This is a genomic window from Bacteriovorax sp. Seq25_V, from assembly GCF_000447795.1.
Classification (GTDB): Bacteria; Bdellovibrionota; Bacteriovoracia; order Bacteriovoracales; family Bacteriovoracaceae; genus Halobacteriovorax_A.
The window spans coordinates 1-25,103 of the sequence record NZ_AUNI01000004.1 but is presented as its reverse complement, the minus strand read 5'-3'; the positions used below and the strand labels follow the sequence as shown (position 1 = coordinate 25,103).

Annotated in this window: 27 protein-coding genes; 13 read left to right on the top strand and 14 right to left on the bottom strand. The window is 35.9% G+C overall.

The window, feature by feature from the left end:
• Positions 1-79 precede the first annotated feature (79 nt).
• Complete coding sequence (locus tag M900_RS00520; RefSeq protein ID WP_021272899.1) at positions 80-601, top strand: lipocalin family protein; 522 nt, start codon at positions 80-82, stop codon at positions 599-601.
• Here M900_RS00520 and M900_RS00515 read toward each other — a convergent pair.
• Entirely contained in the window at positions 598-1,530 is a 933-nt protein-coding gene (locus M900_RS00515; RefSeq protein ID WP_021272864.1) for a DUF2817 domain-containing protein, read from the bottom strand. The two genes, M900_RS00520 and M900_RS00515, sit on opposite strands and share 4 nt — an antisense overlap.
• Before the next feature lie 41 nt (positions 1,531-1,571).
• Positions 1,572-3,572, bottom strand: coding sequence for a urocanate hydratase (locus M900_RS00510; protein ID WP_021272863.1), 2,001 nt, complete (start codon positions 3,570-3,572; stop codon positions 1,572-1,574).
• Between the two features lie 175 nt (positions 3,573-3,747).
• Between M900_RS00510 and M900_RS00505 the strand changes: the two genes are divergently transcribed.
• Positions 3,748-4,089, top strand: coding sequence for a hypothetical protein (locus tag M900_RS00505; protein ID WP_021272906.1), 342 nt, complete (start codon positions 3,748-3,750; stop codon positions 4,087-4,089).
• A 165-nt stretch (positions 4,090-4,254) separates the two neighbouring features.
• Positions 4,255-4,737 carry a CarD family transcriptional regulator gene (locus M900_RS00500; protein WP_021272888.1) on the top strand — a complete coding sequence of 161 codons (483 nt, stop codon included), beginning with the start codon at positions 4,255-4,257 and terminating at the stop codon, positions 4,735-4,737.
• Here the strand turns inward: M900_RS00500 and lysA are convergent.
• Positions 4,727-5,950, bottom strand: a complete 1,224-nt coding sequence (gene lysA, locus M900_RS00495) for a diaminopimelate decarboxylase (protein WP_021272916.1) — start codon at positions 5,948-5,950, stop codon at positions 4,727-4,729. The two genes, M900_RS00500 and lysA, sit on opposite strands and share 11 nt — an antisense overlap.
• A gap of 66 nt (positions 5,951-6,016) precedes the next feature.
• Positions 6,017-6,619: a sterol desaturase family protein gene (locus tag M900_RS00490; protein WP_021272876.1), complete on the bottom strand. Its 603-nt coding sequence runs from the start codon at positions 6,617-6,619 to the stop codon at positions 6,017-6,019.
• 207 nt (positions 6,620-6,826) lie between these two features.
• Here M900_RS00490 and M900_RS00485 point away from each other — a divergent pair, with 207 nt between their 5' ends.
• The 4 genes from M900_RS00485 (at position 6,827) to M900_RS00470 (ending at position 10,981) form a co-directional block, all read left to right on the top strand.
• Positions 6,827-8,164 carry a hypothetical protein gene (locus M900_RS00485; protein WP_157680499.1) on the top strand — a complete coding sequence of 446 codons (1,338 nt, stop codon included), beginning with the start codon at positions 6,827-6,829 and terminating at the stop codon, positions 8,162-8,164.
• Entirely contained in the window at positions 8,154-8,630 is a 477-nt protein-coding gene (locus M900_RS00480) for a hypothetical protein (protein WP_021272894.1), read from the top strand. Before M900_RS00485 ends, M900_RS00480 begins: the two co-directional genes overlap by 11 nt.
• Before the next feature lie 141 nt (positions 8,631-8,771).
• On the top strand, positions 8,772-10,358 hold the full coding sequence (locus M900_RS00475) for a hypothetical protein (RefSeq protein WP_021272896.1): 1,587 nt from the start codon (positions 8,772-8,774) through the stop codon (positions 10,356-10,358).
• Positions 10,359-10,408: 50 nt separating this feature from the next.
• A complete protein-coding gene (locus M900_RS00470; protein ID WP_021272874.1) occupies positions 10,409-10,981 on the top strand; it encodes a glutathione S-transferase family protein in 573 nt (190 codons plus the stop codon).
• On the opposite strand, the gene M900_RS00465 is transcribed toward M900_RS00470, so the two are convergent.
• From M900_RS00465 to M900_RS00425, 9 genes are all read right to left on the bottom strand, one after another.
• The gene (locus M900_RS00465) at positions 10,971-12,044 is read right to left on the bottom strand and encodes a peptidogalycan biosysnthesis protein (RefSeq protein ID WP_021272898.1); all 1,074 of its coding nucleotides are present in this window, start codon (positions 12,042-12,044) and stop codon (positions 10,971-10,973) included. The genes M900_RS00470 and M900_RS00465 overlap by 11 nt on opposite strands.
• Positions 12,028-12,546 (bottom strand): NADPH-dependent FMN reductase, encoded by a 519-nt coding sequence (locus M900_RS00460; RefSeq protein ID WP_021272875.1) that lies wholly within the window; start codon positions 12,544-12,546, stop codon positions 12,028-12,030. Before M900_RS00460 ends, M900_RS00465 begins: the two co-directional genes overlap by 17 nt.
• Complete coding sequence (gene astE, locus M900_RS00455; RefSeq protein ID WP_021272871.1) at positions 12,539-13,561, bottom strand: succinylglutamate desuccinylase; 1,023 nt, start codon at positions 13,559-13,561, stop codon at positions 12,539-12,541. The genes M900_RS00460 and astE overlap by 8 nt, the downstream gene beginning before the upstream one ends.
• Positions 13,561-14,769 carry a threonine ammonia-lyase gene (gene ilvA, locus M900_RS00450; protein WP_021272909.1) on the bottom strand — a complete coding sequence of 403 codons (1,209 nt, stop codon included), beginning with the start codon at positions 14,767-14,769 and terminating at the stop codon, positions 13,561-13,563. Before ilvA ends, astE begins: the two co-directional genes overlap by 1 nt.
• A gap of 24 nt (positions 14,770-14,793) precedes the next feature.
• Complete coding sequence (locus tag M900_RS00445; RefSeq protein WP_021272885.1) at positions 14,794-15,294, bottom strand: TetR/AcrR family transcriptional regulator; 501 nt, start codon at positions 15,292-15,294, stop codon at positions 14,794-14,796.
• 20 nt (positions 15,295-15,314) lie between these two features.
• Positions 15,315-15,794 (bottom strand): FxsA family protein, encoded by a 480-nt coding sequence (locus M900_RS00440; RefSeq protein ID WP_021272903.1) that lies wholly within the window; start codon positions 15,792-15,794, stop codon positions 15,315-15,317.
• A gap of 66 nt (positions 15,795-15,860) precedes the next feature.
• The gene (locus M900_RS00435) at positions 15,861-17,699 is read right to left on the bottom strand and encodes a DUF4105 domain-containing protein (protein WP_021272902.1); all 1,839 of its coding nucleotides are present in this window, start codon (positions 17,697-17,699) and stop codon (positions 15,861-15,863) included.
• A 33-nt stretch (positions 17,700-17,732) separates the two neighbouring features.
• The gene (locus tag M900_RS00430) at positions 17,733-18,161 is read right to left on the bottom strand and encodes a DUF3015 family protein (protein WP_021272897.1); all 429 of its coding nucleotides are present in this window, start codon (positions 18,159-18,161) and stop codon (positions 17,733-17,735) included.
• 71 nt (positions 18,162-18,232) lie between these two features.
• Entirely contained in the window at positions 18,233-18,928 is a 696-nt protein-coding gene (locus M900_RS00425) for an SH3 domain-containing protein (protein ID WP_021272892.1), read from the bottom strand.
• A gap of 151 nt (positions 18,929-19,079) precedes the next feature.
• Here M900_RS00425 and M900_RS00420 point away from each other — a divergent pair, with 151 nt between their 5' ends.
• From M900_RS00420 to M900_RS00410, 3 genes are read left to right on the top strand one after another with little or no spacing between them, the layout of a single operon-like run.
• On the top strand, positions 19,080-19,808 hold the full coding sequence (locus M900_RS00420) for a hypothetical protein (protein WP_021272886.1): 729 nt from the start codon (positions 19,080-19,082) through the stop codon (positions 19,806-19,808).
• The gene (locus M900_RS00415; protein WP_021272910.1) at positions 19,808-20,161 is read left to right on the top strand and encodes a hypothetical protein; all 354 of its coding nucleotides are present in this window, start codon (positions 19,808-19,810) and stop codon (positions 20,159-20,161) included. The genes M900_RS00420 and M900_RS00415 overlap by 1 nt, the downstream gene beginning before the upstream one ends.
• Positions 20,146-21,165 carry a hypothetical protein gene (locus M900_RS00410; protein ID WP_021272901.1) on the top strand — a complete coding sequence of 340 codons (1,020 nt, stop codon included), beginning with the start codon at positions 20,146-20,148 and terminating at the stop codon, positions 21,163-21,165. Before M900_RS00415 ends, M900_RS00410 begins: the two co-directional genes overlap by 16 nt.
• Positions 21,166-21,171: 6 nt before the next feature.
• Here M900_RS00410 and M900_RS00405 read toward each other — a convergent pair whose 3' ends face one another.
• Positions 21,172-21,681 carry a TerB family tellurite resistance protein gene (locus tag M900_RS00405; protein WP_021272877.1) on the bottom strand — a complete coding sequence of 170 codons (510 nt, stop codon included), beginning with the start codon at positions 21,679-21,681 and terminating at the stop codon, positions 21,172-21,174.
• 123 nt (positions 21,682-21,804) lie between these two features.
• Between M900_RS00405 and clpS the strand changes: the two genes are divergently transcribed.
• From clpS to M900_RS00390, 3 genes are all read left to right on the top strand, one after another.
• Positions 21,805-22,173 carry an ATP-dependent Clp protease adapter ClpS gene (clpS, locus tag M900_RS00400; protein WP_021272882.1) on the top strand — a complete coding sequence of 123 codons (369 nt, stop codon included), beginning with the start codon at positions 21,805-21,807 and terminating at the stop codon, positions 22,171-22,173.
• 16 nt (positions 22,174-22,189) lie between these two features.
• Positions 22,190-24,553: an ATP-dependent Clp protease ATP-binding subunit ClpA gene (gene clpA, locus M900_RS00395; protein ID WP_232422275.1), complete on the top strand. Its 2,364-nt coding sequence runs from the start codon at positions 22,190-22,192 to the stop codon at positions 24,551-24,553.
• Between the two features lie 368 nt (positions 24,554-24,921).
• Positions 24,922-25,103 (top strand): hypothetical protein (locus M900_RS00390; protein ID WP_021272918.1); only part of this gene is annotated, 182 nt, incomplete at its 3' end.

The following is a 25,103-nucleotide window of genomic DNA, read 5'->3' as shown; positions in this document are numbered from 1 at the left end:
TCCTGTGTCTAAATTTTGTCTAGTTGTTTTGCCATTACCAAATTTGTATAAGTTGTTAACATATAACAAAGGAGTAGTAATGAAGACTTTATTAGTGATGGTAGCATTTGTATCTCAAACTCTTTGTTTTGCAGCAAAGCAACTTCCAACTGTATCACAAGTTGAAGTTGAGCGCTACGTAGGGAAGTGGAATGCAGTTGCAGCTCTTCCACAGAGATTCACAAAGAAATGTATTGCTCAAACAGCAGATTATGAACTAATTGGTGAAGGAACTGTTAGTGTTCTTAACACTTGTATTAAAAAGCATGGAAAGACTAAAACAATCGAAGGTAAGGCCGTAGTTAAAAATAAACTAACTAACGCTTCTCTCGAAGTAACTTTTGATAATTTTTGGACAAAGCTTTTCAGAGTTAAAGGTGATTACCAAATTTTAAAATTAGATGAGAATTATGAGTATGTTCTAGTTGGTTCGAATAACAAAAAATCTCTATGGATTATGTCTCGCGAGACATCTATGCCAGCTGAGGTTTTTCAAGAGTATGTAGATTACGCAAAGACTCTCGGATTTGAAACTTCAGAGCTTGTGATCAGCAAATTTTAATCTCGTTTAGAGTAATTATCGAGAAAGCTTCGAACGATATTGATGTAAATTTCTTGTCGCTTTCGAAGCTCTATTTGTCCCGGAGACTCAATGGTGTAAGCATACTTGGCCTTCAAGTTTGTTTTGAAAAAACCTTTGAGTGTTCCAGGATTAAATGATGCTGTCTCACCAGGTGAGTATAGAATGTAAGATGTTTTACGCGGATCTTTTACATTTGGTACATTGTACGGATACTGGCCATCTTTTGAAGTTAGCATATAACTTTCATCAATGATTGATAAAGATTCTTTAGTTAATTGATCGTCTTCCTTATCTGCTTTGATAACAAAGAATCCATTTTTGGTGTAGGCCTCGTGAAGATCGAGAGCGAGTTCAAATTCCTCTCCATCGAGTGATTCTTGAAGAATTTTTGTAACACCTTGTTCTTTTCCTTTTGTAAAAGTTCGATTGAGGTCGACATCGTTCTTTAGACGACGAGTGTTTTGACGTAATCCCCCTGGGTTTAGAGCAGGGAAGAAAACAAAGTCAAACTTTGTTCTCATGTTCTTATCATATACAATTTGATTAATGACTTTTAATAAAGTACTGACACCCACAGATTCATTTCCATGAACACCTGAAGTGATAATAATTTTCTTTTTATCTCCAGTTCCATAACCAGGCATATCGATACGATAGATTGGCTCACCGTCGTATTGCCCCTCTATCTTTGTAGTTAGTTGATTTGGAAACTTACTTTCAAGGGCCTCGATTTCTTTGAAAACTCTATCGAGATTAATCTGATAATTAAATGGGCTCGTAGCATGTAAGTAAGTTTTAAAAAGTTCTGTGCAGGAAGAGTCTTCGATACTACTAATTGAACGATTCTGACTATTCGTTGCACAAGAGGTAAGGAGAATAGATGATATAAAAAAAAGGACTAATTTCATTTAGTCCTTTTCGAAAATATTTTAATTTTACTTGAGAGTTTTTATAGTAAATCGTCACTTACAAGATTTGGAATAGTTACCTTTAAAAGAGGCTCTTTTTCCATCGCTCTCTTAATTGCAAAAGTAGCGCCCTCATTTCTTGCCCATGATCGTCTATTGATACCATTATTTACGTCCCAAAATAGCATTGATTTAATACGACGATCACAGTCTTCACTTCCATCAAGTACCATTCCAAAGCCACCATTCATAACTTCTCCCCAGCCAACGCCACCTCCGTTATGAAGAGAAATCCAAGTTGCTCCTCTAAAAGAGTCTCCAACAAAGTTTTGAACGGCCATATCTGCTGTGAACCTTGATCCATCATAAATATTTGATGTCTCTCTAAAAGGAGAGTCTGTACCTGAAACATCGTGATGATCGCGACCAAGGACAACTGGAGCTTTTAGTTTTCCGTCTCGAAGGGCCTTGTTAAATGCAAGAGCAATTTCAATCCGCCCGTCACTGTCTGCATAAAGGATACGTGCTTTAGATCCAACAACGAGGTCATTCTCTTTAGCTCCTTTAATCCAAACAATATTATCTTGCATCTGTTGAGTAATTTCACTTGGAGATTCTTTCATGAGTCTTTCAAGTACTTCTGTTGCAAGTTGGTCAGTCAGGTCAAGGTCCTCTTGTGTACTTGATGTACAAACCCATCTGAAAGGGCCAAAGCCATAGTCAAAACACATTGGTCCCATGATGTCTTGAACATATGAAGGATACTTGAAATCCTCTGTAGAACCAGGCTTCATAATGTCAGCTCCGGCACGTGAGGCCTCAAGAAGAAATGCATTTCCATAATCAAAGAAATACATTCCCTTATCTGCAAGTTTATTAACTGCATTGACGTGTCTTACTAAACTTTTTTGTACTTCTTTTTTAAATTGTTCAGGGTTATTTGCCATCATTTCATTTGATTCTTCAAAAGAAAGATCGGCAGGGTAATAACCACCGGCCCATGGATTGTGTAGAGACGTTTGGTCAGAACCAATATCTACATGAAGATCACTTTCTGCAAACTTTTCCCATAGATTAATAATATTTCCTTGGTACGCAAGAGATACGGCTTCTTTATTAGTCTGTGCCTTTTTAATCCTCGTCATTAATTCGTCGAGGTCAGTGAATACTTCATCAACCCATCCTTGTTCATGTCTCGTCTTAACGGCCTTAGGATTAACTTCAGCCACCACTCCAATACATCCTGCAATAACAGCTGCTTTAGGTTGAGCTCCTGACATTCCTCCAAGTCCAGCTGTCACGAAAACCTTTCCGGCTGTTTCTGTTACAGCTTCTTTTGAAATCTTTCTGAGCGCATTTAATACTGTAATTGTAGTTCCGTGAACAATTCCTTGTGGCCCAATATACATGAATGAACCAGCTGTCATTTGACCGTATTGAGTTACACCAAGTGCATTAAATTTTTCCCAGTCATCTGGCTTCGAATAATTTGGAATCATCATTCCATTTGTAACAACAACTCTTGGAGCATCTTTGTGAGAAGGGAATAACCCTGCTGGGTGACCAGAGTAAAGAACAAGAGTTTGTTCATCTGTCATTGTCGCAAGATATTGCATTGTCAGTAGATATTGTGCCCAGTTTTGAAAAACTGCGCCATTTCCACCATAAGTAATAAGCTCATGTGGATGTTGTGCAACAGCATAATCGAGGTTATTTGAAAGCATCAGCATAATTGCAGCGGCCTGCTTTGATTTGTGTGGGTAATCGTTAATTGATCTCGCATGTATTTTATAATCTGGGCGATAGCGGTACATATAAATGCGACCATACTTTTCTAATTCTTCTCTAAACTCTGTCACAAGTTCAGGATGAAGATCTGCTGGAAAATAACGAAGGGCATTTCGTAGTGCTAACTTTTTCTCTTCTTCGTTTAATATATTTTTTCTTTTTGGAGCGTGGTTAATACTTGTTTCGTATTCTTTCTTCGGTGGAAGAGTTGAAGGTATTCCATTTAAAATGGCTTCTTTGAATAGATCAGTCATTTGTGTCCCTTTTTTCGATTAATTTCGCAAATAGTAGCGTTTTTCACTTAGTTTTTCCATGAGAAGTTTTACATGTTTTCAGTATGTTAGAGTGCTTTATATGATTTCTTTCAGGGGCCGTTTACGAAGAAAAATAAATATGCTTTGATGCGCAAAATTATTTGGAGATAAAAGTATGTTGAAGTTGTTAAAAGGTATTGTTCTTGTGACTGTTCTTGCGATTGGAATGAAATCATTTGCTAACTATTATCCGAACGGATGGTTTTATCCACATGCAAAAGACGTAAGATGTTTTGCTAATCCTCAAAGTGCACGTTGTGTAATCGTAAATAGCTTTGGTGCACCTCTATTTTGTCAAGGTGTTGTATTTGGGCAAAGTCGCTTTGGAGCAGCTCTTCAGTCACACTTCAGTGGTTGGATAGGAGCAGGACAGAGTGTTTGGGCATTCGTAAATGCTATTAATCCATATAATGATCCGATTATTGGCGCAAATGTTAATGTTCAGTGTAGATTTTAATAAAATTTCTTGAAGGTTCTTAAGTCAAGGGCCTTCATTTTTCCTGATTAAACCCCTCTGTTGACGCTACTTTGAACATTTGAGATAATGAATACTCCATTGTTAGTGATAGTCGAAAAAATCATCAAGCAATTCAATTTTAGATAAATCTTTCGGAGTCTTCTTATGAATAAGAAATTATGTATTAATGATAAAGTTATCTCGTCAAGTTTTGGTCTTGGGGTAATTGTTGATATTGAAAGGCCAGAAGGGACGAACCGTGATTTTTATGTAATTGAATCAGTTGATCATAATATTAGAACGATGGTTCCACTTGAAAAGTCTGCAACTTTTAGACTTCTAACTCCACAAAATGATCTTAATGATCATTTGAAACTTCTTTCAAGTGAAGTTCCAACTCCAGAGTTTGATTCAAAGAAAGATCGTATTACATATTTCAAGGGACAAGTTACTCACCAAAATATTGATGAGGTTTTTATGAATGTAAGAACTCTCGTTTCTATAAATGATAGGGGAGCAGCGGAAACAAAAATTCTAAGTAATTTTCTTGATAATATTGTTCTTGAAGTTATGACTGTTTTTGACCTCGAAGAAGCTGAGGCCAAAGATCTAGTTAATAAGTCTCTTGAGCAGAAATTTAAGATATAATCTTTCCTTCTTTGGTGATGAAAATTTCACCAACTCGTTCTCTCATATTATAGGTTGAAGACATTGTGTGCCCATAAGCCCCAACGTCTTCAACAACAATCAGATCATCTTTTTGAAGTTTCGTCATTGGTCTTTTTGAGGCAAAACAATCAGTTGTTTCACAAATTGGTCCGACGATATCTGTTAGCATCAGTTCTGACTTACGAGCTTTTACGGGAGTAATCTCATGATAAGCTCCATAGAGTGATGATCTCACGAAGTCATTCATTCCACCATCTACGATGACAAAATTACAATCGCCCGACTTCTTTGTGCGAAGAACTTTTGTCAAAAAATATCCACAGTAGGCACCTATAAAACGACCAGGTTCAAAAACGATTCGTGGTCTCTTGTCTGTTTTTGTATAATAATTTTTTTGAAGTGATTCTTGAATGGCTTGCATATATTCAAGTGCACTAGGTGTGTTTTCTTTTCTTTCATAATCAACACCGAGTCCACCCCCGACATCAAGAAATTCAAGATCTAACTTAAGATCAAGAGCGAGTTGGCACATTTGCGCGACCGCCTTCTTTGTCGCCTTTAGGCACGTCAGTTGACTACCAATGTGAATACTAAGACCTTTAAGGTCACAGTGTGTCCAGAGACTTTTCTTCTTAACTGCTTTTGCTATGTCTTCTTTTAGGATACCGAACTTATGTGTCTTATGCCCTGTAGAGATATGTTTATGGGTCTTGGCAAGAACTTCAGGGTTCAGCCTAAGGCTTATTCTTGCTCGCTTATTTAATTTCTTTGAAATAATATTTATCTCTTTAAGTTCTTCAACTGACTCAACATTGAAAGAGTAGATGCCATCTTTTGAAGCTCCTAGTGCAAGAGTTATTTCTTCGGCTGTTTTTCCAACCCCCGAAAAGACAATTTTATTTGCAGGTATTTTAGCTTTTAAAGCTTGCTTTAATTCTCCACCGGAAACAATGTCTGCGCCACAACCAAGCTTCGCAAGACTCTTCAAGACATTGATGTTGTTGTTTGCTTTCAGTGCAAAACAAACCATTGGCCTGGTGATTGTGGCTTCAAGGGCAGAATTATAGAAATCGAGATACTGGTCTTCGAGGGCAAGCTGAGAATAAATATAGAGTGGTGTTCTGTAGTCTCTAGCAATCTTTTCAAAGGAGTAGTTATCGACGTGGAGTATTTGTTTAATAATTTTTTTCATACTCTAATGATATGCATTTTTTGAAAAAAAGGTAGAGGTTATTTTATCTCTTTAAAATGGAGCAGTTTATATCTCTTTAACTGTCGTCGATTTTGCAACTTCATTTGATAAAGGGTAGGTACCAAGAACTTTGTCACCAAAGTTTGATGTTACCCCCCACCAATAGTTTTCATTTTTATAATGGTGAAGAAGGTGAGAGTTCTTTAAGGCTTTTCCCCATCCTGTTTTAGGATAATATGAGTCCACGTGATGAGCCAAATGTATCCATTCGTAGAAGAGATAATAAGTAAGGCTTACAAAGGCGAGATATATTCCAATATCAATGTTTTGGGTAACAAGACAACCTAGGATAAAGAATTGAATTGGGATTGATAGTCCGGCACTAAGTGGTGCAAAGAGGAGATCAACTTTTTTGGGATATCGATGATGATCTCGATGGAGGCGGTCCATATATTTTTGCTTTGCTTCTGACTCATTAAGAGCGCGTCCATGTAAAACATATTTATGAAGAAGCCACTCATAAAATGGAGCAATTATCAGAATTAAAAAGAGATAGCTATATGGAAGTAATAAATTCTTTGAGGCTAAGTATATTAGCATAATAAGACTAAGGATTAGGTAAACCCAAATCAAAGGATGTTTAAAATAGAGGTTAAATACTTTCACCATACTTCTATTCTATATAAAATATTGAAAATAGACAGTAAAAATTGGCATCTCCAAAGGATGACTGCTCTGCATATGTATTTGATTTAATTTAGATTGTTGGTCGGTTAATAGTTTCTCTCTGGAATAGTAGCCTCATTGAATATACTAATATTTTAAGGAACTTGTCCGATAAGAAGTTGAGTAGAGAAGTCAGTGGAGAACCTAAAATTGAAATTTTTTAAAATTAACTCAAAGTTTTTACTTCTCATATTTTTTGCCAGCTGTGTGGCCACGCAAAATAATATGCAAAATCAGGCTGAGACTCTAGTCAAAGCTAAGAAAAAGCAAGTCGTACAAAAAGAAGAAATCACAGATCCCTACGCAGACAACTCAATCGAAGAGGGTGAAGATTATAAGTCAGAAGAAGAGAAAGCATGGGAAGCTGATGCTAGAAAACTTACTGATAATTTTACAACTTTTCCAAGCTCAGACGAACTTACTGGCTTTATCGATCGAAGCTTATCCTCCCCAAGTATTGGGTGTGGGGACTTTTATGAAGATAGTAATGGTGTAAAGAGACTAGCTAATCCTGCAGTTCGTGGGGCGAGAAAAGTTCTTGCAACTATGTTTCAAAGTTGTTCAGCAATCGATAAAATTATCGACGTCAATACCCCGTCTTTACGAGGAATTCGTGCTCCTAAGAGTGCAGCCGGTCCTCGCATAAGAAATATTACTGATACTAAGGCCTATATAAGTTCACATATTGTACTTAAAGATCTTGGAGAAGATCCAAATTATCCTGGACCTCAGTGTACTGATGCAAGACTTAAGCCTCCTGTATATGGTTATGGTTCACGTAAGGCACCAAATAGAAGTGGGGAGCTTAATCTTTTTACTAAAGGGGAAGGGGTGAGTAGTTCTTCAAAACCTGCGGCGGGAATAGACTGTTCAAGTTTTATCTCTGTTGCATTAGCTTCTCAGGGTCTTAAAGTCCAAACAGACTCCGGACCTTTTTCAAGTCTTACGACAACAAACTTTAATCAAACTCTTCACAGTAAAAAAAGCTGTCTTGATACGGCAAAATTTGATGCGAACAATACAATTCAAGCTGGAGATATGATTAATGTATCTGGAAATCATATTGTGATGGTTGATGAGATTGGGAATGATCCACTTGCAATTAAAAAATACGCAAAAGCTAATAACTGTAAAGGTATTAAAATTAGTGATTTCAATTTCACATATATTCATAGTGGTTCTATAAATAATGGCTATGGTCCATCAAGAGTACATATCTCAAAGCATAATGGTGGAACAATGTTTAATAACCTTAGATTGTCTGCAGTGAAAATGTGTCAAAAAATAGTAAAAGGAACTCAGACAGAGGTTGATAGTAAGAAGTTAACTTTATCACCAAAGTTTGATATCATTAGACATCGAACATCTGATCCTGAGTGTATTTCTGATAAGAGAATTAAGCTAAAAGGTGAAGATTGTATTAACGGCTGTTACGATAAAGCGACAGGGACAGAAATTATAAATCAAAGGAATACTCGTGAAGTTTAGTGCATTTCTAAGTATGTTATTTATGTTTAATACATTCGCGCTTGAGTGTCCGAGTAGTAAGTCGCTTCAAGAAAAAGCTCTTGACGTCGTTGAAGTTGATTTATCTGGTGCACGTATTGATGGAAACAATGGAAGTAAGTGTCTTGCTCAAAATAAATTTCCACATGCTCTTGTTGTGTTCGATGCTTCAAATGAGTTAGAATCAAATCCTAATTTCATTGTGGACTCGATGAAGGATGTCAAAGTTCTTGAAGTAAATGTTGTTGATAAAGATGTTGAAGCCTACGTTGCAACAGTTGAGATAAAAGCAAAAAGTACTCAAACAGGTAAGGTGCAGGTCATTAAGGATAAGTACTACTTTTCACTTTATACCACAAAAGATAGTCAGAAAGCCTACGGTTGTGCTGGTGTATACCAATATCCAGAAAATATCTATTTATTAAAATCCTGCCAATCTAAGGACTAGTTGCTTAACTCTTTCCTCGTTTTTAATAGCTTAAGAGCTCTATCTATTGATAGAGGCAATGTCTTATTATTCTCATATTTTATCCATGATATCTTTATATTCTAATTTTAAAATTTCCCATATATCTACTAGGAATTATTTATGGGAAATAAAAGACCTAACTTTTTACAAAACTACATTGGTTTATTCATTATTTTTTGCGTCGTCTTTTCAAGTTTATTCTATTTCGAGAATAAGAGACTAGAAGCAAAGAAGTTATCTTTAATGGAAATCTCAAACCAGGGGGCAAAACTAACTGAGCATATTTATTTTGTTGCACAAATTCAGGGCCAGTTGCAGCAGTCTGTAGAGAATATGATAAATGATATAGAGCGCTTCAAAGCAAAGAACCTGAGGTTAAGTGATTTTTTAGTTAGTTTTGAAAATAGCAATAAAACAATGAAGAAGAATATTGATGCATCTATTAGTGAATATAATGAAATAAAAAAATATCTTCTTGAAGCAAAATCAGAATATCTTCTAAAATTTCTATCAATTGAATTATACCACAATGAAGCAATTTATCTCAATAATACCATTGAAAATGCTAGCTCATTAGTAAAGACTGGTAATCTTGGAGCTACTGAAGTTGATAAAGCAGTAAATGAGTTAGCTCGTGCATCAGAGTCTATAAAAAAAGTAAGTCAAACTTACCGTGAAGAAGTTCGCGCGATTGAAAAGAATATCCAAGAGGTTGTTGCTGATGGCTTCAATGACTTATATAGCAGTAATTTTGTGATGACAACTGTTAGTGTGGGCGTGGTTTTGAGTCTACTCTTGTATACTCTTTTTTCCTTAATAATTCCTTTACATAAAATTGCTCGCCATACAGACTCTCTCTTATCTCATGAAAACTTTGTTGAAGACTCATGGGCTTATCCCGCAGAGTTGCAGGAAATCATTACTAGTATGAAGAGCTTTTCTACGAGAGTATTGTCTAAGGAGCAACAGCTGAGAGATGATAGGGCAAAGTTTATAGATTATTCAGAACATAGGAAACAACTATTTGCTCAAATTGATAAAGAATTAAATGTGCCAATGGAAGTTTTAAATCGTACTCTTCATCGAGTTCATGAGGATAATCTCAGTAAGGAGAATCTCAAGCTAGTTGAACTAGCAGAGAGTGAATATCTCCACCTAAAAGATTTAATTCGTAATGCTTCTGTAATAAGTACGAGTGAAGAGGCTAGTACAAATTATGAAGGGAAGTATATGAACACGGATGTAAATGAATTTCTCAGTGGGTGTGTGAACTCTATTGTAAGTGAACTTAAACTTGATAAAAAAGTCTTTACACAGATCGCCCCATCAATACCGACTCATATATATCTGGATCAGCCTAAAGTCAGAGACATAATTAAGTATGCTATTGAGAGTTTGAGTATTTATAAAAACGAAGGAGTGCTTGCGTTAACTGCGACTGATACCAAACTATACGAAGAGCAATATATTCTCGTCGATATTTACTTTGAAAAGCAAGATAACTTAAAAAATAAGCAAGGTTTTAATTATCTATCTCTCTTTGGCGAACATCGAGCAAATAGCACAACTTTTAAAACTTTTCAGACGATGGCCAATAATCTTGGTGGGACCCTCGACTTTAAGATAAATGGAGATACTTTACTGGAATTTCGCTTGATGCTTCCACTTGTTGGAATTGATGAGTTGAACGAAGAATTAGTTGGATAAATTATATCTTTAATCTATCATCTAATGGTATTTAATTATTGGAGGAATAGATGAAATTAATTGGATCCAAAACATCTCCGTTTGTTAGACGCATTAGGGTTATTAACGAATTAAAAGATTTTAAATGTGACTTTGAAGTACTTGATACTAGATCTCCTGAAGGCGTTCAAAGAGTCAGTTCTCTAAGCTCAATTAGAAGAGTACCGTTACTTATTGATGGTGATTCTGTTATTTTCGATTCTTTAATCATTGCAGAATATTTACTTGCGAGTATTGGTGAGACACTTTCAATCCAAGATAAAATGAAGTTAAAAATGATTGATGAAATTAATGATTCTGCTGTTCATTTATTTCAGTTAAAATTCTTCGGTGATGATCCTGAATGGAAGACAAAGTTTGCGATGAACCATGTAAAGAGAGTCGAGGACTGTTTTGCAGAGGTTGAGAAAGATATCAGCTCATACGATAGCGACTTATCAATTCGCTCGATTTGGTTGTACTGTTTAATTGACTGGATCAAGTTTCGCAACATTTTTGATCTTGATAAATATTCACAAATATCAAATTTCTATAAGACTCAGTCTGTAAAAGATATCTACATCGAAACTGACCCTAGGGAGTAATCTTGTAAGGTAAATAGTTCTTGAGCTCTTCTATTGAGCTCAGGACTTCTTCATTTTGCTGATCGATGTGGTTAAAAATGATCTCTCTAGCTCTATCTTCTTTAAGATGATGTGAGCTTAGGATTTCAACGGGTGTAAAGCCTCTAATTAGTTTTTGCTCTCCTTGGGCCCCTGCTTCGAAAAGCTCTAACTTATGCTTAATAGTGTATTCAATTCCAAAATAATAACACATATAGAAATGCAGTAGAGGGATGTCTTGTATATTCGCATCAATTCCCCAGTAGCGACCATAGAGAGTCTTGTCGGTTTTAAAGAATGTACTCATGGCGATATTTTTATTATCCTTCTTAGCAAATAGAACTAGAAAATTATCACCTAGGGAATCTTTTAAGCCTAGAAAGAAATCTTCTTTTAGGTAAGGGATAGCACGTTTTTTTGATATCGTACTCAGGTAAAGTTGATAGCAGTCGTTTGCAAGTTCTTTTGAAAGGTTAGAACCCGAAATAAGCTCAAAATCAATATTATATTTATCAATTGCTTTAATTTCTTTTTTTATTTGTTTTCGCTTTCGTGCTTTGAGATTATTTAGATAATCTTCAAAAGATTTATACATATTATAAAAATGATACTGAATCGTCTTTTGGGTTTTATAGCCATAACTTTCAAGTAGTGCCGCTAGTTGACGATCGATAAATAGAAAGTGATGAGAATTTATAGACTGAGTCGTATAGAAAGCGATCGAAGCTTCTAGTAACTCTATATCAATTCCCAGTGGGAACTTTGGAGCGTTTATAGGCGTGAAGGGTAGGGAGTGGACCATTTTAGGATAATAATCCATTCCTAGGCGATTGTATAAATCAGCCCAGGCCCAATCAAATATATAATCTCCATAACTGTGACCTTTGATGAAGCTAGGGAGAATAGATTTTTCATTTGAAAAGTAGATTGGCTGCCAGCCGGTCTCTGGTATTGTACAGGAACTATTTTGTAGAAGATGCAAGAGGTTCAGTGGAAACCTCTTACAGTCAAATTTCTTATCGTCTATTTTATCCGAGACTTGCATACTGGACTAATTGTCTCATCGCCGCATCTAAGCTATCTAGATTAAGTGGTTTAGAGTAAGTCGTGTGAAGCTTTCTTGCGATAACATTCACTCCAATAAATGAAAGTTGGCTTTGCATTGCTTCTAGAACGTGGATTCCTCCACCTCCACTATGAGTAGCAATAATTGCTGGTTTTTCATTAAAAACCTCTCTCCAGTCTTCGTTACCACTTCTACTTACCCAAGCAATAGAGTTAATGAAGATAGGTGGAACTGAACCATTGTACTCTGGAGCAATAAAGATGTAACCATGGCTTGGCTTAAGTTCTGAATAGAGGTCTTTTGCTGCTTGTGGAATTCCATTGGCCTGCTCTTCATCATTTGTGTAAAGAGGAAGAGAGTACTGGCTTAATCTAATAATATTGAATTCAACATTATCAACTTTTGCATCTTTAGTTATTTGATTTGCAAGATCGAGATTCTTTCCATCACTTGCAACAACGATTGTAATTTTCTTAGTCATTTCTTCTCCTTCTAAGAAGTAGTCCAGCTCTTTGTCCAATTTCCACGTCTGTATTTGGAAAAATTAGAGCGAGCTCATCTTCTTCAGTTTTATATATTTTACCATTATCTTCATAAAGAGGGGTGTCTTTAGCAAAGCTTTCAAAGTTATCGACATCTTTTGTGTACAGAAACTTGAAGTTACTACCCTGCTTAATGATTGATGAATGAACATCGTACTTGATAAGTGATTCACTCGGCTTCTCTCTTGTAACATAGTGTCCAGAAAGAAGTGATCTTAGTGTGTCATCAGCTTTTTTAAAATTTTCTGTGGGGTTCTTTCCAAAGGGCCATACTTTTCCAAGCTCTACTGTGAAACTTTCAGCTCTTAGCTCATTGGCACTGAAACATGAGAAAGTTGTGGATTTTGATTTAGAAAAGAGAACCGCCTCACAACCAAGATCTTCCATGAAGGCAATCTGTGTCTCAGACACCTTTGCCCTTTCTATTGCAAATGGATAGATCGCAAATTTTTCATGCTTGGAAGGTTTGATTGCTGTGTGCAGATCATAATGTGCAAGTTGATGTTTATTAAATTCATTTCGAAAGTCGTAACAAACCTTTTCAAGCTCTTCTGCTCGAGTTGTCTCATAACAAGGCTTAGTATTCCTCCAGGCTCCTGCAAAAAGCCTATTTAAATTAAAGTCAACAAAGCGCTTTTGAATATTCATAGATTTTGGTGAACCGAAGATAAAAAGTGTCGGTGCACAAATCTGAAGAGAACCTTTAAAGAAATCTTTTAAAATACCATCAACAATTTCAATCGGAGCTGTCTCGTTACCATGAATTGCTGTTGAGATGATATAGGCATGACTGCTATCAACATTGTTTGGAATAATTTTTAAAAGACCTGTTCCAAGAATCTCTAATGTGTAATTTTTACGAATATCTTTTTCAGACGGGAGTCTACTCTCATTTTCTTTCGTCAGTTCAAGAAATGAACTTCCTTTATATAGTTTCTCGATTATAGATGGCATTATTCTCTCGTTAATTTGTATTCACTAGTTCGAAGGGATTCGATGATCTCTTCGATATGCTGATGACCTTTTGTCTCTAGAGAGAAGTTTACAGTAGTTTCACCTAGGTGTGTATTGGCAAAGTTTCTATTGTGGTGAATTTCAAGAATATTTGCACCGTGTTTTGCAATTGTTTTGGTTATATCTGCGATAACTCCTGGAGAGTCGGGAACAACAATCTTAAGATTACATCTTCTCCCATCAGCAGTTAGGCCTCTTTCAATTACTTTTGATAGAAAGTTCAGGTCGAGGTTTCCTCCAGAAACAATGATCCCAACATTTTTTGATTTGATATCGGCGATTTTTCCCGAGGCCAATGCGGCAAAAGCACAAGCTCCTGCTCCTTCTGTTAAAACTTTCTCCACTTCAAGTAGCATCATGATAGCATGGGCAATTTCAGCCTCTGAAACTGTTACAATCTCATCGACATACTTTTGAACCATTTCAAAAGTATTCTCTTTAATCGTTGTGACAGCAATTCCATCTGCGATAGTCTTCGCTTTGCTGATAGTTGTGATTTTTCCATTTTCAATACTCGTTTTCATGGCCGGCATTTGTGTTGCTTCAACGCCAATGATTCTAATCGTAGGCTTTAAAGTTTTTAGCGCAAGTGCACAACCTGAGATGAGACCACCTCCACCAATTGGTATCACGACAATATCGATATCTTCGATTTCTTCAAATACTTCAAGACCGATAGTTCCCTGACCTGCAATAATGTCATGGTCATTGAATGGATGGATGAAAGTTTTACCACCATCTTTTTGCAGTTCTCTAGCTTTTTCATAAGCTTCGTCATAAACATTTCCATGTAAAATAACTTCTGCACCGAATTTCTTTGTTCCTTGTATTTTGGAAAGGGGAGTTGTCTCTGGCATTACGATAGTTGCTTTGATACCAAGCTTCTTTGCAGCTAGCGCTACACCTTGAGCATGGTTTCCTGCACTTGATGCAATGACTCCATTTTCTTTTTCTTTGTCACTTAATTTCTCTAAACGATTAAGTGCTCCACGAACTTTATACGCTCCAGTTAACTGAAGATTCTCTAGTTTTAAATATACATTACATTTAACCATTGAACTTAACGTTGAAGAATATGTCGTGGGTGTTTTGATAATTTGTTTTTTTATGCGCTCTCTAGCTTCTAATATATCGTTGAACGAAATCATTTTATCTCTTTTTGTTATATTTGGTTATTCAGGGAAGAACTCTTCCACTTGCGCTTCGGTAAGGTCACCATACATGGCCGCCCCCAATTCTAGCAAGTATATTTTTAAAATATCATTTGGCTTCATTGCTGGATAGAGCCTTTGTAGCAGGGAGAAGAGGCGTTCTTCTCCGACTCGGATAATCTCTCCAATGAAGTTATCTTGTTTTCTATTTAATATAAATAGAACCAAAAGATAAGGCATTCTCTTTATTTCTTGAAGTGCTATTTTGATACGATATTGCACTTGGACAGGCTCATCTTCGAAGAGATTGAAAATCTTTTCTAGCATAAATTTCACGGCCTCACTTAGAATGACCTGCTTATCTTTGCCCAAGTAATAATAAACAAGGCTTCTTGTAACATCAGCTTCTTTTGCGATATCTGAAATTTTCCAACCCAGATGACCTTTTGAGACTTCAAGTTTCGTTACAGCATTTAAGATCCTAAAGTGGACCTCTTGTGATTTTTCGTCAGTATGTTCCATAGGATACTAATCGGTTGAAACTATTTTTTTTTGAATTCTGCCTCGTAAGTATCAGGCCCAACTTGACGGTTTGGCCCAGGCGATTCTTGCTGATTCCTTGTTCCAGATGAAAAGCTATAAAACTGAACATTTCCTGACTGAATAGCTCTTTCAAAATACGATTTGAAGAAGTGAGCAATCATTATTCTTGTTACAGGAAAAACCATGGCGATTCCCATAATGTCAGTTAGGAATCCTGGAGTTAATAAAAGTAGACCACCGCCAAAAACAAGTAAGCCATGGATAAACTCATTCGCAGGAACCGCTCCGCGAGAGAGGTCCTCTTGAATGCGAGATAGGATCTGAAGGCCTTGACTCTTAGCGAGGTAGGCTCCAGTGAAACCAGTGAATAGAACAATAAATAAGGTATTTAAACCACCAATTTGAGCACCAATATTAAATAGTAGGTATATTTCGAGCGCTGGTATTACAGTAAAAAGTAGCAATAAAATTGAAAACATCACTCCTCCAGAGTGGATTGGTTAAAAATGTAAGATGGGTGCTAAGGAGAGGAAGTCAAGGGAGCTTTAGAAGTTTAATTGGTAACCAATTGAATATATTGGCTTTATCTCTGCGTTTTTTTCAAAGATTAAGGCTATTTGTGACTGTTTTGACACTGGTATACGAGCCCTTGTCTTAAGATTTAAAGAGAACTCTTGCGTATCTTTAATGTCATACATGTAGCTTAAGTCGATCGAAAGATTGAGGAAGCTATTGTTGGTAACGAGTAGGAAGTTAGGACCAATAGTTGGAATATAGCGGCCGACTTTAAGATCATAGCTATTATCTGATTTTACAAATAGCGAGGTTGTAACTTCTTTAAAGATGAAACTCTTACCAAGAGCGATATTCATATTCTGTGAATAACGGTTTTTAAGTGCATATTGATCTGATTCAAGAGAGAGTGTGAAACGCCAACTTAGTTTATTTGAAATGATTGACTTTGGTCTAATCGCCTCGACATTCACGAAATCAATTTTATCAAGACGTAGCTTCTGGTTCTTATCAAGGTAAGTAAGTTTCATATTAAAAAGCTCAGAAGTCGCGTAAGGTATGTAACCAACTTTATCCTCAAGATAATCATGGAGAGCAAAGCGAAATTCAAAATTTAGATTATTACTGTCTAGCTGTTCATTTCTTGCATAACCAACTCTGATTCTCTTTGAGTTATGTGCTTCGAGGGGAGAGTCATACTTTACAATATTGCTAAAATCGAGAGCTTTAGATGATGTATTAATTTCACTTCTTTTAAGGTTTAGTGCCAGTTTCTTTTTTACAATATTTTTATAACCCTCATTTTGTGAAGAGGCGAGAGTCTCGGCATTATTAAAGTCGATGAGTTCAGTTAAAAAATCTAAGAGGTCCACTTTGTCCTGTTCTGATAAAGCTTCATAAACTTTTAAATCGGAGACAGATTCTTTTTCAATCGAGTCTTGATAAAGACCTCGAAGTGAACTTGGGATAGTTTCAATTCGCTTTAGGAGTGTCTGATATTTTGAAGGACGAATTCTAACTTCATCAATGATCTCGGCTTTTTTTATAGCATGTAGGGTATCTATGGGTGGAACAAAGAAGCTTAATTTTTCAATAAGATTTGCTCCTGGCTTAATCGCATCAAGAAGAGCTAGCACATGGTATGAGCAATTTTCTTTAAAATAGAAATAATCAAACTTCGCGCGATTCATTTCAAGAAGATGATATATAAATTGCTTCTTTTCATCTTCATTAAGATTAATTTTAAATGTCCAAAGATCTCGGGACTCCATGTCGTTATACTCTTTGATCTTCACATAATATGGCATCAAAGAAAATTTCCCGTAGAACCCCCCAAAGATACCTAGAACACCATACATGATAGGGTTTAATGTTGTGACTTGAGCTGAGTAATCTACCCCGTAATCAAGGTAATCATTGTTTTCATCTTTAGAGTCTTTACTTCTAAGCTTTAAGAAAGTGTGACCAAAAGCCGATGCCGGCTTTTCGATAAAGTAAGAACTAAACACGAGAGAAACTGAATCGAGATTGATCTTATTAAATAAATCCTTAGTCTTCTTACATTCAAGAGGACTGAAAGGAAGTTTCATTTTTAATTTTTTACTGACATAAGTTGCTCTTGCTGGGAAGAGGCAAATTGTATGACTCTCAGATATCTTTGAGATCATCATACTTTCTTTTGTTGCCTGAAATTCGGCATCTGGGAATTTTTTCCCATCAGGAGAAAGAAAAAATTCACTATTATCAGCCTGGCTTTCGTATGAACCAAAGATTGATTTCTGGTATCTCAGGAGTTTAAGCCACTGATCATCAAATTGACTTGCTGAAACAGGAGTTGAGAGAAATATAAGTGTAGATAAAATTTTAAGCATTTTAAAAAAGGCCCTATTACTAGGGCCAATTGATTACATTTGGATTAGTGTAGAAATTCTTGTGTGAATATCTTTTGCTGCCATGTCACCAGAGAAAATTGTTTTGTAGTTTTTCTTTAGTTCCATTTTGTTTGCTTTTGGAGCATTAATTAGAGTTAAGTAAGCATCAAGAGTTTGACCTTCTCCTCTAGAAATGTCTGTTGAAAGTGCTGTTAGGTTGTTTTCGATGAAAGAAACAGCAGAAACTTGTGCACTTTTAGCATCTTCACATCCAAGAGTACCTGTAGACATACCAAAAGTTTGGTTACCTGAAGTACCGTTGAAAGTAGCAGCAAGAACATTAAACACTAGTCCTTCTTTACCTTCGAAAAGAACAGAACCAAGACCACAACCTGCTGGCCCGTGAGCTGCAAATGTAGATGTTGTAGCTAATAATGCAATTGTTGCAAAAATCTTTTTCATTTTAATCTCCTCAGTTTTTATTGATACGAGAATTTTAACGGTATTTGGAAAATGTGCAATAGGAAATTAGCTTATATTTTCTTTAAGTTTTCTCCGTAAACCCAACCTTTATACTCTGTGTTTTTCACGTAATCTTTAAAGTTAATTAATTTCCAATCACCTTTTTCTTCGATGATTTTAATACGTGAATTCGGAGGTATTACAAGTTGAATCTCTCCTTTAGTACTAGCAATTGTTCGCATGTTTAAATATTTCGTTGTGATATATGTTGGCGTCTCAACAACCTTTGCTATTGGCGCTGGAGTGACGACTAATTCTCTACTCTTTTTATTGGTGTTAGAAAGTATATACGCCGTTGTGACAGAAACAATTGATAAAATAATTAGAGAATTCAAAATTAATTTTTTTTGATTCTCATTACTTTTAACAATTACTTCTTTTAACTGATCCACTTCAAGAGATTTATCATTACTTGGAATATTTTCAGGAATAAGACTCTTCATTGTTTGCTGATTGATAATAAGAGATTGTACCAGACCTTCTAGACGATCAAGTTTCTCTGTTACTGCACTTGTATCAATCTTATTCTGTTGGGAGTTAAATTCATCTTTTGGTAGCACAGTTTGTGTTGTTGATCTAATAAGATCTGAAACTGGTGTATTTTCATTCTTCTTGATATTTCTATCGAGCATATTTTGAAAATTGATTTTTGCTTTAATCTTTTTTTCAAAATCATCTAAAGAGTTGTCTGTGTGTGTCTCTTTCATTGATCTACTTCCTTGTAAATAAATAATAATTTGAATTATTGTATAAAAATGGTCGCTTATTAGCAATTTTTTTCTCTTCTTTAAACTTTTTTGAAATATTCTGTGCATTCTTTTTTTATGACCGAAGAGTAAGATCATCAAAGGAGTTTTAATGAGTGTTTATCTCGATCATATTTATATCAAACCTTCAGAAGCGGCTTACAAAGATGCTTTCAAATATTTCAAAAATTTATTACCAGAAGAGATCTTCGTTCATGGCGAAAGTGATGATCCGGAGATGCCATGGGGTGGCTTTTATATTTATTTAAAGAATGGTTTTTTTGTTGAATTTTTGGACCCTAGGGTTTGTGGAGAAGCAAAAAAAGTAGGAATTAGTCTTTCTTGCTTAAAAGAATTTAGAGGTAATTTTATCGATCTGATTAATTCTTCAAATGAAGGAAAGAGCTTAGAGAATGTTTCGCTTCCTGAAGAGGATACGATGATTAATATTTGTAGACTACATGACGGAGATTTTCTCTCAACATGGGGAAGTGAGTACTCAGATCTTTGGTATAAAGAATGGGGCGGGCAGATTGCAAAGTACTCAATGCTATCTCCACTTGGTGCGACTTCTCATATTGAAGTCCATACAAGTAATGCTAACCGAGAAACAATCGGGTCACACTTTAATTGGATTGACCCAAGAATTGGCAGTGGTGAAGTCGTGCAAATGCCTCTTCAAAGTGGAAGCACTGGTCTTTGTTTTAATTACTTTGATGAAGGAAAAGAACTTGTCATTATCGACTTTGAGATAGACGAAAAAATAGATAGAGAGCTTGAGACAGATTCTTTTCTCATAAAATTTGATGAAAAATTTGGAAGAATTATCATCGAGCTATAATGAAGCTTTATTTTATCATTCTAGCGATTGTCCTTACTCTAATGGCCTCAAAAGTTTTGGTTGAAGATATTATGATGGTTGATGATGCTATCGATATTCAAATAGAGCTTAAGAGGTTTTGTGATAAGAATAATCGTTATCCCACTAAACTAGAATTTGAAAATCTTAGGCCCTGGTTGAGGGATAAAAGAGGTAGAGAGTGGTATTACTGGGTAAAGGATAATTATCGTTCGGCGACCTTTCAATATCCAATGTCTTTTCCGTTGCCATTTGCCCCTGGGAGGGCTAAGGTTTCCGAGTTTATACCAGTAATTTATGCTAATGCAGTTAATAATCCATGTCTTTTAAAATAGTTTTTATTTGTATCACCATTTTTTTACAAACTTCATCTTATGGCACAGATAAGGTTCAAATCTTTAATGAGAAAAGAGATGGTTTCTTCTTTCCTGTAAAATATTATTTTAATGGTTCATTTGATGTTATTCAAAATCCAGAGTGGTTCCAGCAAGATGATTATAGAAGAAAACATCAAGAAGTTTACAATCGAATAAAAAATCCTGATAAGTCTATTCGACGTGATGGTGGTTATGGAAAGTTCTTTCGTGATGAGTTTTTATCTTCGCGAGTTATTCCAAATATCGGATTACACACAATGGGGGCGAGTTATGACTCCTATTGGTTAACACAATATTTTGAGTATTATAATTATCCTATAGCTCCACTTTGGACTCTTCTTACGACCTACGCGACACATCTTGGAAATGAAGCTCTTGAGACTTCACATGAGGAGATTACAAGTCACGATCATATTGCTGATTTGTACGTTTTTGATGTTCTGGGTTTTGTTTTAAGCACAAAGCATGAATGGATCGAATTTCTAACTCAAGATCTTGGAATGAGAGCATGGCATGGACAACCTATTTGGGATGTGAGTACAGACAATGTATTCAATCCTGGACTTAATTACATCTATCGTCCTGAGTTTTTAAAATTCTCAAATTATGCGCCTATTATTCACACCGGTATGCAAAATATGGGTGGACTTTCAATGTATCAAGGAGAGAGGACGCACTCGTTACTTGCGGGAATCGCTTTGACAAATCCATTAAAGCAGAAAGGAAGATTTGTTATTGGTTATTATTTTGAAAGAAATGATGAGCTTGTCGCGTCTGTGCTTTTAAATAGTGGAGAGAATATGAGGTATAAAGTTAATCTCTATCCAAATTTCTCACCAGTATTTATCGAAAATAAGTATCTTCAAAAATTGTCTCTGGTTTTTGGACAAACCAGGGCCCGTGACTATCTTCTGGGATTTAATTTCAATTTACCAATTGGTCTAGGGAAGGGCGGAATTTAGTTCCGCTTAATCTTTTTTCAAAATACCAAGAAAATCTTTAACCCCAGCCTGAGCAGCTAGAAAATACTTCTTTTCAAGAAGAAGAGATTTCGCAATGTAGCTAATCTCATTAGATTCTTCATTATCAACATTCCCATCACTGGCTGCAACGGCAAAGAGTAATTCGAGAATTGTGTATTTTGCGTCGTTGTTTAATATATTATTTAACGGTGTACAGTAAATACGGGAATCAAGTCCATAAAGCTCTTTCATCTCATCAACTGCAATCTTAGTAACAATTTCAGCCTCTGGGTCAGTTAATTTCATACACTCAATGAGTGATTTCTTTATATGTTCCTTCTCTTCGTCACTTACGTTAAAGTCAACATAGGCGACTCGGGCCAAGAGGCCAGAAAGGCATGCCAAAATAACTAACTTATTATCATCAAGATGTGAGAAGTCAGTACTTAGCTTTTGGTGAATCTTATTAATAAACTCTTTCTTTTCAGCATGTATAAAAAGGTCAAAAAATCCCATGAATTGTCCAATGTTTCGTATACTTATTTACATATTATGAGTATATCATAAGATTTTGTCTAATTCCCGGCCCTTGTAAACTATCAGGTACAGAGAGATAATACTTAAAGGAGATAATTTAATATGGAAGTGAAAATTAATCTACAAGCTCTTGACATGAAAAGCTTTAATCCCATCTTAAGTACTGGAGATGAAGAAAGCGACGGTGAACTAGGTGTTATTACGCGTAAAAAGTTAAAGCGCCCGCCACGTTATAAAGTTCTTTTACATAACGATGACTACACCACGATGGAGTTTGTGATTTATGTATTAGAGAAAATCTTTGGAAAGAATCAAGAGGAGGCATATGCCATTATGCTCTTAGTTCATAACGAAGGTCGTGGAGTTTGCGGAATTTTCTCCTACGAAGTTGCAGAGAGTAAAATGAAGAAAGTTTCACTCGAAGCTAAACAAAATGGCCATCCACTGCTTTGTACTATGGAGCCAGAATAGGAAACAAAAAATTATGATGTCAAAAAAACTAGAAACAATTATTAATGAGGCAATTCGTCGCGCTAACGGATTAAAGCACGAATACCTCACTCTTGAAAATGTTCTTCTTGCTATGCTCGGTGACGAGCAGGTTGTGGATATCTTAACTCATTGTGGGGCAGAGGTATCTGAGATGAGAAGAGATCTTGAAGAGTTTATTAGTGATGAATCAAACTTTAGCATTTTGAGCTCAGAGCAGATTGAAGATCTCTCTAAAAGACAATTTGTTAATGATGAACTTAGATCTCTTGCTAAGGAAAATGGAATTGAATACCAACCAGAAATCTCATTAGCACTGCAAAGAGTAATTCAGCGCGCTGCAATTCATGTTCAGTCTGCGGGAAAAAGACATATTAAAGGAGTTAATCTTTTAGTCGCTCTTTTCCAAGAGAAGGAGAGTTTCGCTCTTTATACAATTCAAAAACAAGGAATCGAGAGATTTGATATCGTGAGAGCAATTTCTCATGGTATTGATGCTCCAGAAAGTGCTGTTGAACAAGATAATGTTGAGCGACTTGGTAATGATGACTTTGAAAGTGAGGATATTCCTACTAAGAAGACAACATTCCTTGATAAGTACTCTCAAAATCTTAATAAACTTGCTCTCGAAAATAAAATTGACCCTCTTGTGGGAAGAGAAGAAGAAGTGGAAAGAATCGTTCAGGTCCTTTGTCGGCGAAGAAAGAACAATCCTCTTCTCGTTGGGGAGGCAGGGGTTGGAAAGACTGCGATCGTCGAAGGTCTTGCAAGAAGAATTAATGAAAGAAATGTTCCAGAGATTCTCTTTGATACTCAAGTCTTTGCCCTTGATATGGCCTCGCTTGTTGCGGGAGCAAAATATCGCGGGGACTTTGAGCAGAGACTTAAGGGTGTGATCAAAGAACTTCAAGAAATGAATGATGCCGGAGAGAACACCATCCTTTTTATTGATGAAATGCATACGGTGATGGGAGCAGGGGCGACAACAGGTGGTTCAATGGATGCCTCTAATCTTTTAAAGCCAGCTCTTAGTAATGGAACTTTAAGATGTATCGGTAGTACGACATATGGTGAGCATAGAAAATTTATCGAAAAAGACCCCGCATTTAATAGAAGATTTCAAAAAGTTGATGTGGATGAGCCATCTTTAGATGATACCTTCCATATCTTGAAAGGACTTCGTTCTAAATTTGAACAATTTCATGAAATTAAGATATCTGATTCTGTTTTAAGAGCTGCGGTTGACCTAACTGCAAGATATCTAACAGACAGACACAATCCAGATAAATCAATTGATGCTATCGACGAGGCCGGTGCTCTTAATAGAATTAGAACTCAGAGCAAGAGAAAGTCGTCGATTTCTAAGAAAGATATTGAAGTTGTTGTGGCTAAAATGGCCAATATTCCAAAGATTACTGTGGAAACAACTGAGAAAGATAAGATTAAAAATCTAAATGAGAACCTTAAACTTCTGATTTATGGACAAGACCATGCGGTAGATCTCGTCACTCAATCGATCATTATGTCTAAGTCAGGTCTTGGAAATGAAGATAAACCAATCGCTAGTTTCCTTTTTGCTGGCCCAACTGGGGTAGGGAAGACTGAACTTGCAAGGCAACTTGCAAGTGAACTTGGTTGTCATGTTGAAAGATTCGATATGTCTGAGTTTATGGAAAAGCATGCCATTTCTAAACTTATTGGTGCGCCTCCGGGTTATGTTGGTTATGACCAAGGGGGGACTTTAACAGATGCGGTTAAGAAAAACCCTCATTGTGTTGTGCTTCTTGATGAGATTGAGAAGGCACATCCGGACCTTTTTAACATTCTTTTACAAGTTTTAGATCATGGAAAGCTTACTGATTCGCAGGGAAGAGTAACTGATTTTAGAAATACAGTCATAATTATGACAACAAATGCTGGCGCTAAAGAGATGGATACGGGAAGTATTGGTCTTGGAAGTAAGGTTGATAGCAATATTTCAAAGAGAGATAAGACGATAAAGAACTTTTTTTCCCCTGAATTTAGGAATCGCTTAGATCAAATTGTCCATTTTAATAAACTTGGCACAGAATTTGTCATAAAAATTGTAGAAAAGTTCCTTTCGAGACTCGAACATCAATTAACTTTAAAAAATGTAGAGCTCGAAGTTGAGTATGAGGCTAAAAAGTGGCTTGCCGAAACTGGTTTTGATGAGAAGATGGGAGCTCGACCAATCGCTCGAATCATCGACCAGAAGCTGAAGACGCCACTTTCGTCTGAGGTTTTATTTGGAAAATTGACCAAGGGTGGGAAGGTTTTAGTTAAAAAAGTAGGCAATGATGTATCCCTTGAATTAACGGCCGCTAAAGAAAAAGTTCATTAAAAAATTAATAAAAAATTAACCACGACTTTTAGAACAAAAGCCCCTCCGAAGAGGGGCTTTTTTAGTTTTTGGAGAAAAAAAAGTTACTTTTTTTTTGTCTTTTTTTTTAGTGTGGGTGAACGTTGAAACATCGATGGATATTGGTTTTTGAAGTTTTTGCTTTGAGGTTATGGAAGCTTTAGGGGTCGGTTGAAAAAGAAAAAGTTTAAATTTTTTTAAAGGAAAATTTAATTTTTTCCGAACTGGGGGAATAAGAGAAAAACTTAAAAAGAATTAGGAAAGGCATAAAATTTTTATTTTTTTGTTTGCACAGAAATAAAATGTTGTTTATCCTATGAATAAGTATTGAAAAAAACCAGGAGGATGTCATGGCAGTAAAAAAAGCAGCCGCTAAGAAGACAGCAAAAAAAGCTACAAAAAAAGTAGCTAAGAAAGCAACAAAGAAAGTAGCTAAGAAAGCAACTAAAAAAGTAGCTAAGAAAGCAACTAAAAAAGTAGCTAAAAAAGCAACTAAAAAAGTAGCTAAGAAAGCAACTAAAAAAGTAGCTAA